The 14,299-nt window shown below is 66.5% G+C and carries 13 protein-coding genes and 1 tRNA gene; 8 read left to right on the top strand and 6 right to left on the bottom strand.

The features are described from left to right. Positions 1-5 precede the first annotated feature (5 nt). From ACFSQR_RS06230 to ACFSQR_RS06200, 7 genes are read left to right on the top strand one after another with little or no spacing between them, the layout of a single operon-like run. Positions 6-1,634: an AMP-binding protein gene (locus tag ACFSQR_RS06230; protein WP_377728772.1), complete on the top strand. Its 1,629-nt coding sequence runs from the start codon at positions 6-8 to the stop codon at positions 1,632-1,634. Next, the gene (locus ACFSQR_RS06225; RefSeq protein WP_377728771.1) at positions 1,631-4,003 is read left to right on the top strand and encodes a bifunctional salicylyl-CoA 5-hydroxylase/oxidoreductase; all 2,373 of its coding nucleotides are present in this window, start codon (positions 1,631-1,633) and stop codon (positions 4,001-4,003) included. Before ACFSQR_RS06230 ends, ACFSQR_RS06225 begins: the two co-directional genes overlap by 4 nt. Further along, positions 4,003-4,773, top strand: coding sequence for an SDR family NAD(P)-dependent oxidoreductase (locus ACFSQR_RS06220; RefSeq protein ID WP_377729028.1), 771 nt, complete (start codon positions 4,003-4,005; stop codon positions 4,771-4,773). The genes ACFSQR_RS06225 and ACFSQR_RS06220 overlap by 1 nt, the downstream gene beginning before the upstream one ends. Beyond that, positions 4,770-5,261 (top strand): MarR family winged helix-turn-helix transcriptional regulator, encoded by a 492-nt coding sequence (locus tag ACFSQR_RS06215; RefSeq protein ID WP_377728770.1) that lies wholly within the window; start codon positions 4,770-4,772, stop codon positions 5,259-5,261. Before ACFSQR_RS06220 ends, ACFSQR_RS06215 begins: the two co-directional genes overlap by 4 nt. Positions 5,262-5,271: 10 nt before the next feature. After that, positions 5,272-6,126, top strand: coding sequence for an enoyl-CoA hydratase family protein (locus ACFSQR_RS06210; protein ID WP_377728769.1), 855 nt, complete (start codon positions 5,272-5,274; stop codon positions 6,124-6,126). A gap of 2 nt (positions 6,127-6,128) precedes the next feature. Next, positions 6,129-7,289 (top strand): acyl-CoA dehydrogenase family protein, encoded by a 1,161-nt coding sequence (locus tag ACFSQR_RS06205; protein ID WP_377728768.1) that lies wholly within the window; start codon positions 6,129-6,131, stop codon positions 7,287-7,289. Beyond that, the gene (locus ACFSQR_RS06200) at positions 7,289-7,684 is read left to right on the top strand and encodes a RidA family protein (protein ID WP_377729027.1); all 396 of its coding nucleotides are present in this window, start codon (positions 7,289-7,291) and stop codon (positions 7,682-7,684) included. The genes ACFSQR_RS06205 and ACFSQR_RS06200 overlap by 1 nt, the downstream gene beginning before the upstream one ends. A 10-nt stretch (positions 7,685-7,694) precedes the next feature. Here the strand turns inward: ACFSQR_RS06200 and ACFSQR_RS06195 are convergent, their stop codons facing one another. The 6 genes from ACFSQR_RS06195 to ACFSQR_RS06170 form a co-directional block, all read right to left on the bottom strand. Beyond that, complete coding sequence (locus ACFSQR_RS06195; RefSeq protein ID WP_377728767.1) at positions 7,695-8,303, bottom strand: DedA family protein; 609 nt, start codon at positions 8,301-8,303, stop codon at positions 7,695-7,697. Positions 8,304-8,499: 196 nt separating this feature from the next. Beyond that, on the bottom strand, positions 8,500-9,321 hold the full coding sequence (locus ACFSQR_RS06190; RefSeq protein ID WP_377728766.1) for a hypothetical protein: 822 nt from the start codon (positions 9,319-9,321) through the stop codon (positions 8,500-8,502). A gap of 39 nt (positions 9,322-9,360) precedes the next feature. After that, positions 9,361-9,984: a hypothetical protein gene (locus tag ACFSQR_RS06185; protein ID WP_377728765.1), complete on the bottom strand. Its 624-nt coding sequence runs from the start codon at positions 9,982-9,984 to the stop codon at positions 9,361-9,363. After that, positions 9,984-11,141, bottom strand: a complete 1,158-nt coding sequence (locus ACFSQR_RS06180; RefSeq protein WP_377728764.1) for an exo-alpha-sialidase — start codon at positions 11,139-11,141, stop codon at positions 9,984-9,986. The genes ACFSQR_RS06185 and ACFSQR_RS06180 overlap by 1 nt, the downstream gene beginning before the upstream one ends. Before the next feature lie 708 nt (positions 11,142-11,849). Next, positions 11,850-12,188 carry a hypothetical protein gene (locus ACFSQR_RS06175; protein ID WP_377728763.1) on the bottom strand — a complete coding sequence of 113 codons (339 nt, stop codon included), beginning with the start codon at positions 12,186-12,188 and terminating at the stop codon, positions 11,850-11,852. A gap of 28 nt (positions 12,189-12,216) precedes the next feature. Then, positions 12,217-12,291: transfer RNA gene (locus ACFSQR_RS06170), tRNA-Arg, on the bottom strand. Positions 12,292-12,393: 102 nt separating this feature from the next. Here ACFSQR_RS06170 and ACFSQR_RS06165 point away from each other — a divergent pair. Continuing rightward, the gene (locus tag ACFSQR_RS06165) at positions 12,394-14,298 is read left to right on the top strand and encodes an ATP-binding cassette domain-containing protein (protein ID WP_377728762.1); all 1,905 of its coding nucleotides are present in this window, start codon (positions 12,394-12,396) and stop codon (positions 14,296-14,298) included. Position 14,299: the final 1 nt, after the last annotated feature.

The following is a 14,299-nucleotide window of genomic DNA, read 5'->3' as shown; positions in this document are numbered from 1 at the left end:
AGCAGATGGCAAGACTCACGGCAGCAGACCTGGGCGCTTCGGCATACGCCGACACCTTCGCACGCGACAACCTGCCACCGGACGGGCAGTGGCCCGAATTCCTGTTCGACCTGCCCGAGCTGTCCTATCCCGCGCGCCTGAACTGCGTGGCCGCACTGCTCGACCAGGCGGTCGAGCGCGGCTGGAGCGAGCGTACCGCCGTGATCGGCGACGGCATGCGCTGGACCTACCGCGAGCTGCAAGCCCAGGTCGACCGCATCGCGCACGTGCTCACGCGCGACATGGCGCTGCCGACCGGCAGCCGGGTGCTGCTGCGCGGCGCGAACAACCCGATGATGGCTGCCGCCATCCTGGCCGTGCTCAAGGCGGGCATGATCGCGGTCCCCACCATGCCGCTGCTGCGCGCGCGCGAACTGGGCGCCATCATCGACAAGGCGCGTGTGGGCGCGGTGCTGTGCGCGGCCAGCCTGGCGGCGGAACTGGACGCCACTCCCGGCCGCCCGCAGGCCATGCTGACCTTTAACGACCCCGGCAACCCGCAATCGCTGGAAGCGCTGATGCAGCGCCACGATGCGCCGTTCGCGGCCGTGGACACCTCCGCCGACGACGTCTGCCTGATCAGCTTCACCTCCGGCACCACCGGCGTGCCGAAGGGGACCATGCACTTCCACCGCGACATCCTGGCGATCTGCGACTGCTTCCCGCGCCACACGCTGCAGTCGCAGGCCGACGATATCTTTATCGGCACGCCGCCGCTCGCATTCACCTTCGGCCTGGGCGGACTGCTGCTGTTCCCGATGCGCGTGGGCGCGGCCGGCGTGCTGCTGGAAAAACTCACGCCCGAGGCGCTGCTGGCGGCCATCGACGAATACCAGGCCACGGTCTGCTTTACCGCGCCGACCTTCTACCGCCAGATGGCGCAGCTGGCGCCGGGCTTCTCGCTATCCTCGCTGAAGAAGACCGTGTCCGCCGGCGAGGCGCTGCCGCCGGCCACGCGCGAGGCGTGGAAGGCGGCCGCCGGCATCGACATGATCGACGGGATCGGCGCGACCGAAATCCTGCACATCTTCATCTCCGCCGCCGGCAGCGAGATCCGTCCCGGCGCGACCGGCAAACCGGTGCCCGGCTACCAGGCCTGCCTGCTGGACGCCGACGGCAACAAGGTCGGCCCGGGCGTGGTGGGGCGGCTCGCGGTAAAAGGGCCGACCGGCTGCCGCTACCTGGCCGATGAACGCCAGAAGGACTATGTGCAGGACGGCTGGAACCTGACCGGCGACGCCTACGAGATGGACGAAGACGGCTACTTCTACTACCGCTCGCGCACCGACGACATGATCATCTCGGCCGGCTACAACATCGCCGGCGCCGAGGTCGAGGACGTGCTGCTGCGCCATCCGGCGGTGGCCGAATGCGGCGTGGTCGGACGCGCCGACGAGGAGCGCGGGCAGGTCGTGGAGGCGCACGTGGTGGTACGCAGCGGCTTCGAACCGGGCGATGCGCTGGTGGCCGAACTGCAGGCCTTCGTCAAGGAACACATCGCCCCGTACAAATATCCGCGTTCGGTACGCTTCACCGACAAGCTGCCGCGCACCGAAACAGGAAAGCTCCAGCGGTTCAAGCTGCGCACATCATGAATATTGTCTGTATCGGCGGCGGTCCCGCCGGCCTGTATTTCGCCCTGCTGATGAAAAAGCAGGATCCGGCGCACACCATCACGGTGGTGGAACGCAACCGGCCCTACGACACCTTCGGATGGGGCGTGGTGTTCTCGGACCAGACCCTGGGCAACCTGGTCGCGGCCGACGAGCCGACCGCGCGCGCGATCCTGCAGTCGTTCAACCACTGGGACGACATCGACGTCTTCTTCAAGGGCGAGCGCGTCACCTCGGGCGGCCATGGCTTCTGCGGCATCGGCCGCAAGCGCCTGCTGAACATCCTGCAGCAGCGCTGCGAGGAACTGGGCGTGCAACTGGTGTTCGAGACCGACGTGGTGGACGACCGCGAGATCGCCGCCCGCTACCGGGCCGACCTGGTCATCGCCTCCGATGGCCTGAACAGCCGCATCCGCGCGCGCTATGCCGATACCTTCCATCCGTCGATCGAATCGCGCCAGTGCCGCTTCGTCTGGCTCGGCACCAAAAAGAAGTTCGACGCCTTCACCTTCGCCTTCCGCGAGACCGAGCATGGCTGGTTCCAGGCGCACATCTATCAGTACGACGGCGATACCTCCACCTTCATCGTGGAGACGCCGGAAGAGGTGTGGCGTGCGGCGGGCCTCGAGTCTATGACGCAGGAAGAGGGCATCGCCTTCTGCGAACGCCTGTTCGCCGACCAGCTGGACGGCCACAGCCTGATGTCGAACGCGTCGCACCTGCGCGGCTCGGCGATCTGGATTACCTTCCCGCGCATCGTGTGCGAGCGCTGGGTGCACTGGAACGGCGACGTCCCGGTGGTGCTGATGGGCGACGCGGCCCACTCGGCCCACTACTCGATCGGCTCGGGCACCAAGCTGGCGCTGGAGGACGCGATCGAGCTGGCGCGCAGCTTTGCAAGCCACCGCGAGCTGCGCCCGGCGCTGGACAACTACGAAAAGCTGCGCGCCGTCGAAGTGCTGAAGATCCAGTCGGCCGCGCGCAATTCGATGGAATGGTTCGAGAACGTGGAGCGCTACAGCGCGATGGAAGCGCCGCAGTTCGCCTATTCCATGCTGACCCGCAGCCAGCGCATCTCGCACGAGAACCTGCGCCTGCGCGATGCGGCCTATGTGGAGGCGTTCGAGCAGTGGTTCGGCCAGCGCGCCTGCGCACTGGCCGGCGTGCAGGCGCCGGCCGGAGCGAAGATCCTGCCGATGCTCACGCCGCTGAAGGTGCGCTCGTTGCTGCTCAAAAACCGCATCGTGGTTTCGCCAATGGCCCAGTATTCCGCCGTCGATGGGGTGCCGGGCGACTACCACCTGGTGCACCTGGGCGCGCGTGCGCTGGGCGGCGCGGCGATGGTGTTCGCGGAAATGACCTGCGTGTCCGCCGACGCGCGCATCACGCCTGCCTGCCCGGGCATGTACACGCCGGAGCATACGGCTGCATGGAAGCGCATCGCCGACTTCGTGCATGCCTCCACCGACGCGAAGATCGCCATGCAGCTTGGCCACGCCGGCGCCAAGGGATCGACGCGCGTGATGTGGGAAGGCATCGACCAGCCGCTGCCCGAAGGGAACTGGCCGCTGGTCTCGGCATCCGAACAGCAGTACCTGCCGGGCGTGTCGCAGCGTTCGCGCGCCGCCACGCTTGAAGACATGGACCGGATCGAGGCCGACTTCGTGCGCGCAACCCGCGCCAGCGCCGAGGCGGGCTTCGACTGGCTGGAGCTGCACTGCGCGCATGGCTACCTGCTGTCGTCCTTCATCTCGCCGCTGACCAACCACCGCACCGACGACTACGGCGGCAGCCTGGAAAACCGCTGCCGCTTTCCGCTCCGGGTATTCCGTGCGATGCGCGCGGCCTGGCCCGCCGACAGGCCGATGAGCGTGCGCATCTCGGCGCATGACTGGGTCGAGGGCGGAATCACCCCGTCGGACGCGGTGCGCATCGCCGCGCTGTTCAAGGAGGCCGGCGCCGACATGGTGGACTGCTCCTCAGGCCAGGTCAGCAAGCAGGAAAAGCCGCAGTTCGGCCGCATGTACCAGACGCCGTTCGCGGACCGCATCCGCAACGAGACCGGGATCCCGACCATTGCGGTGGGCTCGATCTTCGAGGCCGACCACGCCAACAGCATCATCGCAGCCGGCCGCGCCGACCTGTGCGCGGTGGGGCGCCCGCACCTGGCCAACCCGGCCTGGACGCTGACCGAAGCGGCCAAGATCGGCTACAGCGCCATTGCCTGGCCGGTGCAGTACCTGGCCGGCAAGGCGCAGCTGGAACGCAACCTTGAACGCGAACGCCAGGCAGCCGCCGGGGCCGCGGGACTGACGCCGCAGCAGGTCGCTGCGCGACTACTGGAGGGATGATGCAATTGACTGGAAAACACGCGCTGGTCACCGGCGGCAGCCGCGGGATCGGCCTGGAGATCGCGCGCCAGCTGCTCGCCCAGGGCGCCCGCGTGACGCTGGCGGGCCGCGACACGGCCGCGCTGGTGGAGGCGGCGGCCTCGCTGAACGACGCCGAAAACCTCGCCACCGTCACTTTCGATGTGGCCGATGGGCAGGCGGTCGCCGACGGCTTCGCGCGCGCGGCGGCGCACTTCGGCCCGGTCGACATCCTGGTCAACAACGCAGGACAAGCGGGCGCCGCGCCGTTCATGAAGACCGATGACGCCCTGTGGCAGCGCATGCTGGACGTGAACCTGACCGGCGCCTACCACTGCCTGCAGGCCGCGCTGCCCGACATGGTGCAGGCGGGCTGGGGCCGGGTGGTGAATATCGCCTCGACCGCGGGACTGACCGGCTACCGCTACGTGAGCGCCTATTGCGCGGCCAAGCACGGCCTGGTCGGCCTGACACGCGCGCTGGCGCTGGAACTGGCGACCAGCGGCGTGACCGTGAACGCCGTGTGCCCGGGCTTTACCGATACCGACATGGCCAGCGAGGCGGTCGGCAACATCATGTCGAAAACCGGCCGCAGCGAGGAACAGGCGCGCTCGGCGCTCGCCGCCGGCAACCCGCAGCAGCGCCTGGTGCAGCCGGAAGAAGTGGCGCACGCGGTGGTGTGGCTGTGCATGCCGCAGTCCTCCGCCATGAACGGCCAGTCGGTCGCGGTGGCGGGCGGAGAAGTGATGTGAGCGCGCCGCACGACGACCAGCCGGACCTGGCGACGCGCCTGACGGGCGACCATCACCAGTCGCTCAAGCTGTGGCTGCGCATGCTCTCATGCACGGTGCGCATCGAGAACGCCATCCGCACCCGCCTGCGCACCGCCTTCGACATCACGCTGCCGCGCTTTGACCTGATGGCGCAGCTCGAGCGCCACCCCGAGGGCCTGCGCATGGGCGAACTATCGCGCCGCATGATGGTCACCGGCGGCAGTGTCACCGGCATCACCGACCAGCTGGAACAGGAAGGCCTGGTGGCGCGCGTGCCCGACCCGGCCGACCGCCGCGCCTACAGCGTGGTGCTGACCGGCGCCGGGCGCGAGGCGTTCGCGCGCATGGCGGCAGTGCACGAGCGCTGGGTCGCCGAACTGCTCGGCGACATGCCCGCTGCCGACAAGGCACAGATGATTGCGCTGCTCGACAAGATGAAGCGCCAGTTGAACGACCAACCGGAATAAAGGAACACCCATGCGCTACCTGCAAGGCGAGCCCCATGCGCTGCCGGGCAACCGGACCACGCTGGCCGGCTATGCCGCCACCCACTTCCTGTTCGAAGTGAAGGACGGCGTCGCCACCATCACGCTCAACCGCCCCGAGCGCAAGAACCCGCTCACCTTCGACTCCTACGCCGAGCTGCGCGACCTGTTCCGCGCCATGGCCTACGCCAGCGACGTCAGGGCCGTGGTCATCACCGGCGCGGGCGAGAACTTCTGCTCCGGCGGCGACGTGCACGACATCATCGGCCCGCTCACGAAGCTGGACATGCCCGGCCTGCTGGCGTTCACCCGTATGACGGGCGACGCGGTCAAGGCCATGCGCGCCTGCCCGCAGCCGGTCATTGCGGCGGTGGACGGCGTGTGCGCGGGCGCAGGCGCGATCCTGGCAATGGCTTCCGACATGCGCCTCGGCACCGCGCGCAGCAAGACGGCCTTCCTGTTCACGCGGGTCGGCCTGGCCGGCTGCGACATGGGCGCCTGCGCGATCCTGCCGCGCCTGATCGGGCAGGGCCGCGCCGCCGAGCTGCTCTACACGGGCCGCTCGCTGGGCGGGGAGGAGGCCGAGCGCTGGGGCTACTTCAACAGCATCTGCGAGCCGGTGACGCTGCTCGAGCGCGCGCAGGCGCTGGCGCAGTCGCTGGCGGACGGACCGACTTTTGCCCACGGCATGACCAAGAAAATGCTGCAGCAGGAGTGGAACATGGGCGTGGACGAGGCAATCGAGGCGGAAGCGCAGGCGCAGGCGATCTGCATGGCGACCAACGACTTCCACCGCGCCTACCACGCGTTCACGGCCAGGCAGAAGCCGGAATTCGAAGGAGACTGACCATGGCGGACAAAACCTACCTGGCCTGGCCGTTCTTCGACCCGCGCCACGCGGCGCTGGAACAGGAGCTCGACGCCTGGGCGGCGCAGAACGTGGCCGGCATGCATGGCAAGGACGTGGACGAGACCTGCCGCGCGCTGGTGCGCATGCTGGGCGAGGCGGGCTGGCTGCGCCATGCGATTGCCGGCGGCGGCAATGCCATCGACACCCGCGCCATCTGCCTGATCCGCGAAACGCTGGCGCGCCATAATGGCCTGGCCGACTTCGCGTTTGCGATGCAGGGGCTGGGCTCGGGCGCGATCAGCCTGTTCGGCAGCGACGCCAGCAAGGAGCGCTACCTGCCACGCGTCGCGCGCGGCGAAGCGATCGCCGCATTCGCGCTGTCCGAACCGGCGGCCGGGTCCGACGTCGCTGCCATGCAGTGCGCGGCGCGCGCCGATGGCGACAGCTACGTCCTCGATGGCGAAAAGACCTGGATCTCCAACGGCGGCATCGCCGACTTCTACGTGGTGTTTGCGCGCACCGGCGAGGCGCCGGGCGCGCGCGGCATCTCGGCCTTCATCGTCGATGCGGACACGCCGGGGTTCCACATCGCCGAGCGCATCGACGTGATCGCCCCGCACCCGCTGGCGCGCCTGCGCTTCGACGGTTGCCGTATTCCGGCCGGCCAGCGCCTGGGCGACGCCGGGCAGGGCTTCAAGGTGGCGATGGCGACGCTGGACGTGTTCCGCACCTCGGTCGCGGCCGCCGCGCTGGGCTTTGCGCGGCGCGCGCTGGACGAGGCCATGCGCCATGCCAGCAGCCGCAAGATGTTCGGCCAGGTCCTGTCCGACTTCCAGCTCACGCAGGCCAGGCTGGCGCAGATGGCGACCCACATCGACAGTTCGGCGCTGCTGACCTACCGCGCCGCGTGGCAGCGCGACCAGGGCCGCAAGGTGACCAAGGAAGCGGCGATGGCCAAGATGGCCGCGACCGAGACCGCGCAGCAGGTCATCGACGCGGCGGTGCAGATGTTCGGTGGCCTGGGCGTGGTGAGCGAGCATCCCGTCGAACGCCTGTACCGCGAGATCCGCGCGCTGCGCATCTACGAAGGCGCGACCGAAGTACAACAATTGATCATCGCGCGCGAACTGCTGCGCGAGCAGGAACAGGAAGGCACATGATGGAGATCCTCCAACCGGAAGGCTGGGCCAAGCCGCGCGGCTACTCGAACGGCGTCGCGGCCAGCGGGCGCACGGTATACGTGAGCGGCATGATCGGCTGGGACAGCCAGGGACAGTTCCACACCGACGACTTTGCCGGCCAGGCGCGCCAGGCGCTGCAGAACATCGTGGACGTGCTGGCCGAAGCGGGCGCGCAGCCCAACCACATCGTGCGCATGACCTGGTACGTGGTGGACAAGCGCGAATACCTCGCCGCCGCGAAAGAGGTGGGCGCGGCCTACCGCGACATCATCGGCCGCCACTATCCGGCGATGACGGCGGTGCAGGTGAGCGCGCTGATCGAAGACCGCGCGCGCGTGGAAATCGAAGCGACCGCCATCGTCCCCGCATCCTGAGCGGTCGGGCTCAGCTCCCGCGCCGCTTTTTATAGGTGGCAACGCGGTACAGGTACCAGGCCAGCAGGATGCCGAACACGGCCTTCGATACCGGATCGATGTAGCGCGACACGTCCTCGTATTTGTCTTCCAGCAGGAAGCCGGTCGCGGTCAGCGCGCCCGTCCACACCAGCGACCCGATGGTCGAATACAGCAGGAACTTCGCCATCGGCATTTCGGCGATGCCGGCCGGCGCCGAGATCAGCGTGCGCACGGCGGGAACCAGGCGTCCGAACAGCACCGCCTTGCCGCCATGTTTCTGGAAGCTGTCGAGCGACTTGTCGATATCCTGTTCGGTCAGCGTCAGCACGCGCGCGCGGCGCCCGCCCGCCATCTTCCGCAGCCGCTGGCAGCCGTACACCTTCGCCGCGTAGTACCACGGCAGCGCGCCCACGACCGAACCCATCGTGCCGGCCAACAGCACGCCTGCCAGGCCCAGGTCGCCGCGCGCCACCACAAAGCCGGCGAACGGCATGATCATCTCGGAGGGGAGGGGCGGGAAGATGTTCTCGGCCGCCATCAGGGCAAACACGCCGAGGTAGCCGGCGCTTTCGAGGAAGTCGGTGATGAATTTGAACATGCGTGGCCTGCGGTCGGTATGCGCCAGGCCAGACCTTACCATCGCCGCCGAGACCGCTCTGTTACCCAGACCACGCAGGAAGGTCCGTAGAGGAGTTGGCGGAATCGGTCAAAACATGGCCGATTCCGCCAGCAGGAACGGTCACATGGAGGAGTTGGCGGAATCGGTCAAAATATGGCCGATTCCGCCAAGAACATTACTCGGCGATCGCTGGCGCGCCCACCGCACCGGAGCCCGAACTGAGCAGCCATGCCATCAGCAGCAGGAACAGCAGCGCCATCACGAACAGGCCCGACAAGCGGCGCGCGTCGGACGGATTTTCGAATACCGGCTTGCGGCCGTACGCGAAGCCGGTGAAGTACGCGGCGAACACGGTGGCCAGGTAGTGCACCGCGCCGAAGGTCTCGCCCAGTTCGCCCTTGCGCGGGTGGTCCACCAGTGCATGCGACAGCGCCACCAGCACCAGGTAGGGGATGGCTGCGCTCAGCGGCGGCAGGTACAGGCCGATCGACTCGACCCAGTCGCGCACCCTGGGACGCGCGCGGGCGAGCAGCGGCAGCACCAGGTTGTGCGTGATGCCGGCCAGGAAGATCACCTTCAGCAGCACCGTCTTGTGCAGGCTGGCTCCGCCGAGCGCCATGTTGTGCAGGTTGGTCTCTGCCTGGCGGTTGTTCTCGAGGAAGAATTCCGGCGACTGGATGTTCAATACGCGCTGGAACCAGCTGACCTCTTCCAGTGCCGCGACCGCGACCAGGGCGCACAGTCCGGCGAGCGCGAGGAACGGCAGGCTGACGCGCGGCGCGCGCTTCCATTGCTCGATCGCGGCAAAGCCGAGCAGGCCCGAGGTGACCGTAAAGCAGACAAACTGCATCCACTCGACGATCCCGTCCTCGCCCAGCAGCAGCCACAGGCGGGTGCCGTCCGGACCGGACCAGGCTACCGCCAGGGCCAGCAGGAATGCATTGACGATCAGTCCCGTCACGATGACCGGATGCACGGTCGGTTTACTCGTTACCACTAACGACTCCTTGAAATTGAAAATGTCTGGTGCGGCCGGTCAGGCCGGCGCGCGTGCGGCGAAGGGGTTGCGCAGGGTACGCACGCCGCGCGCGCACAGCGCTGCCAGCGCCCAGCCCCACAGCAGCGGATCGAGCAGGGCGTCCCACAGGTTGCCGGTCGGCAGCCGCGCAATGGAATACAGCGCGACTGCGCCCAGCAGGATCAACGCCTGCGGCAATACCCGGCCATGGGCAATCGCGATCACGGCCGCGCATCCTGCACCCAGAGCCACGATCGCGGCGCTTTGCGGGCCAAAGCCGGCGCCATACAGGCCGAGTGACAGCCAGCCGATCGCGTCGAGGTACAGCACGGTTCCGGCCAGCGCCACCGGCGCCGCCAGCAGCACGGGCAGTGCATGGGGCTGCGATCCGGTGCCTGCCAGCCGCAACAGGCAGCAGCCCACGAGCACTGCGCTGGGCCACTGGAACGCCAGCACCAGCCAGTACGCAGGTGAATAGTCGCCCGGAAGCGCCGCCAGTGCGGCGCACCCAGCCAGCAGGCCCAGGCTCGCCGCGCGGTTTCGCCATGCCTGCGGCAGCAGTGCCGCAATGGCCGTTGCCAGCACCACGGCCCACGCCAGCCGGCCGTACAGGATCTGCCACTCGAGTTCGGGCAGGTGCATCAGAGCGACCCCTGCGTGCCGATGTCGAACACGTGATGCGCAATCGCGCTGCGGCGCGACGTGTAGGTCACATGCAGCTGGTCGCCGACCTGTTGCAAGTCGGGATAGGAAAATTCTTCGCCGGCCTTGCCATGCACCACGTCCACCAGGCGCGTCCAGGTGCGCGCATCGCTGGCGACGGACAGGCGCAGCATGTTCCGGTCGGACCCGCCCGGCATCACGTGGTTATGCAGCATCACCACCGCGCCATTGGACAGGCGCAGGGCGCTCAGCGAGGTGTTCTTGTTCGGCAGGTCCAGCGCCGGCATGTCCGACCAGCTGACGCCGCCGTCCTTGCTGTGCGCGTGCTGGACCCGTTGTTCATCGCCGTCGCGCATCCACGCATGCACTTCCGATCCCGAGAACGGGACGATGGTCGGTTGCAGGGTACTGGTGCGCGAACCGATGCGCGTCATGCGGCCCGGCTTGCCATGCTTGTCGAACGACAGCATCTGCGGATACTTGACGCCCAGTTCAAAGTACACCGGCAGCCACCAGCCGCCATCGGCCAGCGCCACCGGCGCATTCCTGACCAGCACGCTGGTGTTGAAGAGCGGCGACATCGGCAGCAGGCGCTTCACGCCAAAATTGCGGCCTTCGTCGGTGGAGGCGAGCTGGACCACCCGCGACGCTGCCCAGCCGCCCAGCCCGGTGGCCACCACATACAGGTGGACCGTGCCATCGGGCGCAGTCCAGGCGACCGGATTGCCAATGCGGCGCACGCCGAAGTTGAGCGCCGCGCCGAGCGACTCGCGGCTGGCCACTTCCCACGGCTGGCTCCAGCTGCCATCGCTCCAGCGCGCCGCGTACACCTTCACGTCCGGCCCGCTCTCGCGGCTGCCGGCCCACCAGAATGCGATCACGTCGCCGCCCGGCAGCCGCGCCATCGAGCTGGCGTGTGCGGACGGCACTTCGGCCGGCATCGGGATCAAGGAGGAGGAGCGCTCAGTCAGCGTCATCGGCTGCGGCGTGAGCTGGTCGGTATGGGCCGGCACCTCGCCGGCTTTCAGCGCGCCGGGCCAGCGCTCCAGTTCAAATAGAAAGGCGATCGCGAAAATGACGATGCACCCCGCAGTCAGCAGAGGCGGCGCAGCGCCGCCACGGGGAGGCATGCTCATCAGTCTCATTTCGGCTTTTTCCTGTCTTGTTATAGAGGGACGATGGGCGCCGATTGCATCGGCGGCTCATCCCGTGCCGCGGGTTCGCTAGCGTCTTTACGCCTACTGCGTATTGATTTAGCGCAAGAAACCCTTCTATCCTACAAGAAAGCTGGGATCGAGGAAATGGTTAGCTGGGAAAGAAGCCGAATCTCATCCCGATAAGGCGACAGATACAAGGGTCAACGTTTGGTTCATATGGATGAGCGACGATCCAAGAACCGTTGCTGACGACTGAGCATCTTGTGGTGACGCCCAGTGCCATAGCTATGGCATCGATTCTGGACGAGTGGAAATGGCTGGTCGGTAAAGAGAAGCGCCCATTCCTGGTGCTGCGTGCGGCGATGTATTTGTAGAGGACACGCTTGATCGGACAGTTCATTTTCGGAACGTCAGTGTCCCTGAATCATCGCCAGTTGCCGCAACCCGGGAGTCGGCCGCGGCGCTGCTCGCTGAGCCATCCTTCCTCAAAGTCCACTGTATCCAGAGCGGGTAGCAATGTTGCGAGGGAAGGGCTTACTCTTGAAGAAGAATGAGATATACAGCTTTCGTATTCAGTTCCGACAAAGCGACAAATTGGAACTGCTCAGGACTTTAGCTGTCCGGGAATACTACGAGCACCAAAGTTCGCTGAGTGCTTCAAAGCAGCCAGAAACGTTGGCCTTAGCGTCACACGTTAGCCGCAATGAAATATGTCGCACCAACCAACGCGGTACCGAACCCACACACGAAGGTGACCAGCCGCCACGTCAGGGCTGAAAGCTCCCGGTGCATATCCTCTTTGGAGGCGAACGTCGCCTTGATGATGGCGATGTCTACCTTCATCTCGGCGATGTCTGCCTTCATCCCGACGATGTCGTGCTCGATTGTTGCGACGCGCGATTCCATGGCTGAAGCATTGTTCGCCGGGGCGTCTTTGTCAAGGCAATCACTCATGGGGAGCCGCGTCGCATGTGGTAATACCGAAGCATACGAGATCTGGCAGGGCCGTACCTTAACGAAGCGCATGGCGCGCTCCGGCGATACAACGGAAGAATGGTCCCTCCGACTGGAATCGAACCAGTATCCCACGCTTAGGAGGCATGTGCACTATCCATTGTGCTACGGAGAGGACTCTGTGAAGCGAGCGCAATTATAGCCGACCGCGCAGGGTACAATGGAGGATTCTGTAATCCCCAGGCCGCGCACCGCGCCGCCTCTCTCTGGACATCCCATGGCTGTTATTGCTCTCTCGTCCGCGCAACTCGCGTTCGGGCACGTCGCGTTGCTGGATCACGCGGAATTCTCACTGGAAGCTGGCGAACGGGTCGGCCTGATCGGCCGCAACGGCACCGGCAAGTCCTCGCTGCTCAAGATTATTTCCGGCCGCCAGAAGCTGGACGACGGCCTGCTCGTGATGCAGCAGGGCCTGCGCATCGCCTACGTCGAGCAGGAGCCGGTCTTCGACCCTGCGATGACGGTGTTCGACGCGGTCGCCGCCGGCATGGGCGACCAGCAGGCGCTGCTGGCCGAGTACGAAAAGCTCACCGGCCAGTTCGGCCAGGGCGACGACGACGCGCTGATGGAGCGCATGCACGAGCTGCAGGTGAAACTCGACGCGACCGACGGCTGGAACCTCGCCAACAAGGTCGAGACCACGCTCGACCGCCTGAACCTGGACAAGGACAAGCCGATGGGCACGCTGTCCGGCGGGATGCAGAAGCGCGTCGCGCTGGCCGTCGCGCTGGTTTCCGGCCCGGACGTGCTGCTGCTCGACGAGCCCACCAACCACCTCGACTTCCGTTCGATCATGTGGCTGGAAGGCCTGCTGCGCGACTTCAAGGGTTCGGTGCTGTTCATTACCCACGACCGCAGCTTCCTCGACAATGTGGCCACGCGCATCATCGAACTGGACCGCGGCAAGCTGCTGTCCTTCCCGGGCAACTTCTCCGCCTATCAGGCGCGCAAGGCCGAGCTGCTGGAGAACGAGGAAGTGGAGAACGCCAAGTTCGACAAGTTCCTGGCGCAGGAAGAAGTCTGGATCCGCAAGGGCGTGAAGGCGCGCCGCACCCGCGACGAAGGCCGCGTGCGCCGCCTGGAAGCGCTGCGCCTGCAGCGTGCCGCGCGCCGCGAGCAGCAGGGCCAGGTGCGCCTGGACGTCACCACCGGCGAGCGCTCCGGCAAGATCGTGGCGGAACTGGAGAACGTGTCCAAGAGCTACGGCGACAAGGTCATCGTGCGCAATTTCTCCGACATCATCCTGCGCGGCGACAAGGTCGGCCTGATCGGCCCGAACGGCGCCGGCAAGACCACGCTGCTCAAGCTGATCCTGGGCGAGGAAACCGCCGATAGCGGCACCGTCAAGCTCGGCACCAAGCTGCAGGTGGCGTACTTCGACCAGATGCGCGCGCAGCTCAATGAAGAGGCGAGCCTGATGGACACCATCGCGCCGGGCAGCGACTGGGTCGAAATCAACGGCCAGCGCAAGCACGTGATGAGCTACCTGGGCGACTTCCTGTTTGCGCCCGAGCGCGCACGCTCGCCGGTCAAGTCGCTCTCCGGCGGCGAGCGTAACCGCCTGCTGCTGGCGCGCCTGTTCGCCAAGCCGGCCAACTGCCTGGTGCTGGACGAACCCACCAACGACCTCGACATCGACACGCTGGAACTGCTGGAAGAACTGCTGGAAGACTACCAGGGCACCGTGTTCCTGGTCAGCCACGACCGCACCTTCCTCGACAACGTGGTCACGCAGGTGATCGTGTCGGAAGGCGAGGGCATGTGGCGCGAGTACGTGGGCGGCTATACCGACTGGGAACGCGCCAAGGCGGCCGCAGCCCAGGCGGCTGCGCCGAAAGCCTCGCCAAAGGCTGTGCCCGCGCAAACTACGGCACCCTCCGTTGCGACAAAGATAAAAAAACTAAGTTATAAAGAGCAACGCGAACTGGAAGAGTTGCCGCTGCTCATTGCAAACCTCGAAGATGAGCAGTCGGCCATCACTGCGCAATTGAACGCACCGGACTTCTATCGCACCAACCCGGCAGACGCCAGGCGCATGACGGAGCGCATCGAAGAGATCGAAACGCTGTTGCTCAATGCCCTCGAACGCTGGGAAGAAATCGAGGGGAAAAAGAACAGCTGAG

This window comes from Pseudoduganella sp. GCM10020061, assembly GCF_042683405.1.
GTDB lineage: Bacteria > Pseudomonadota > Gammaproteobacteria > Burkholderiales > Burkholderiaceae_D > Telluria.
The sequence above is the reverse complement of the archived record's forward strand: the minus strand, read 5'-3'. Positions and strand labels throughout refer to the sequence as shown.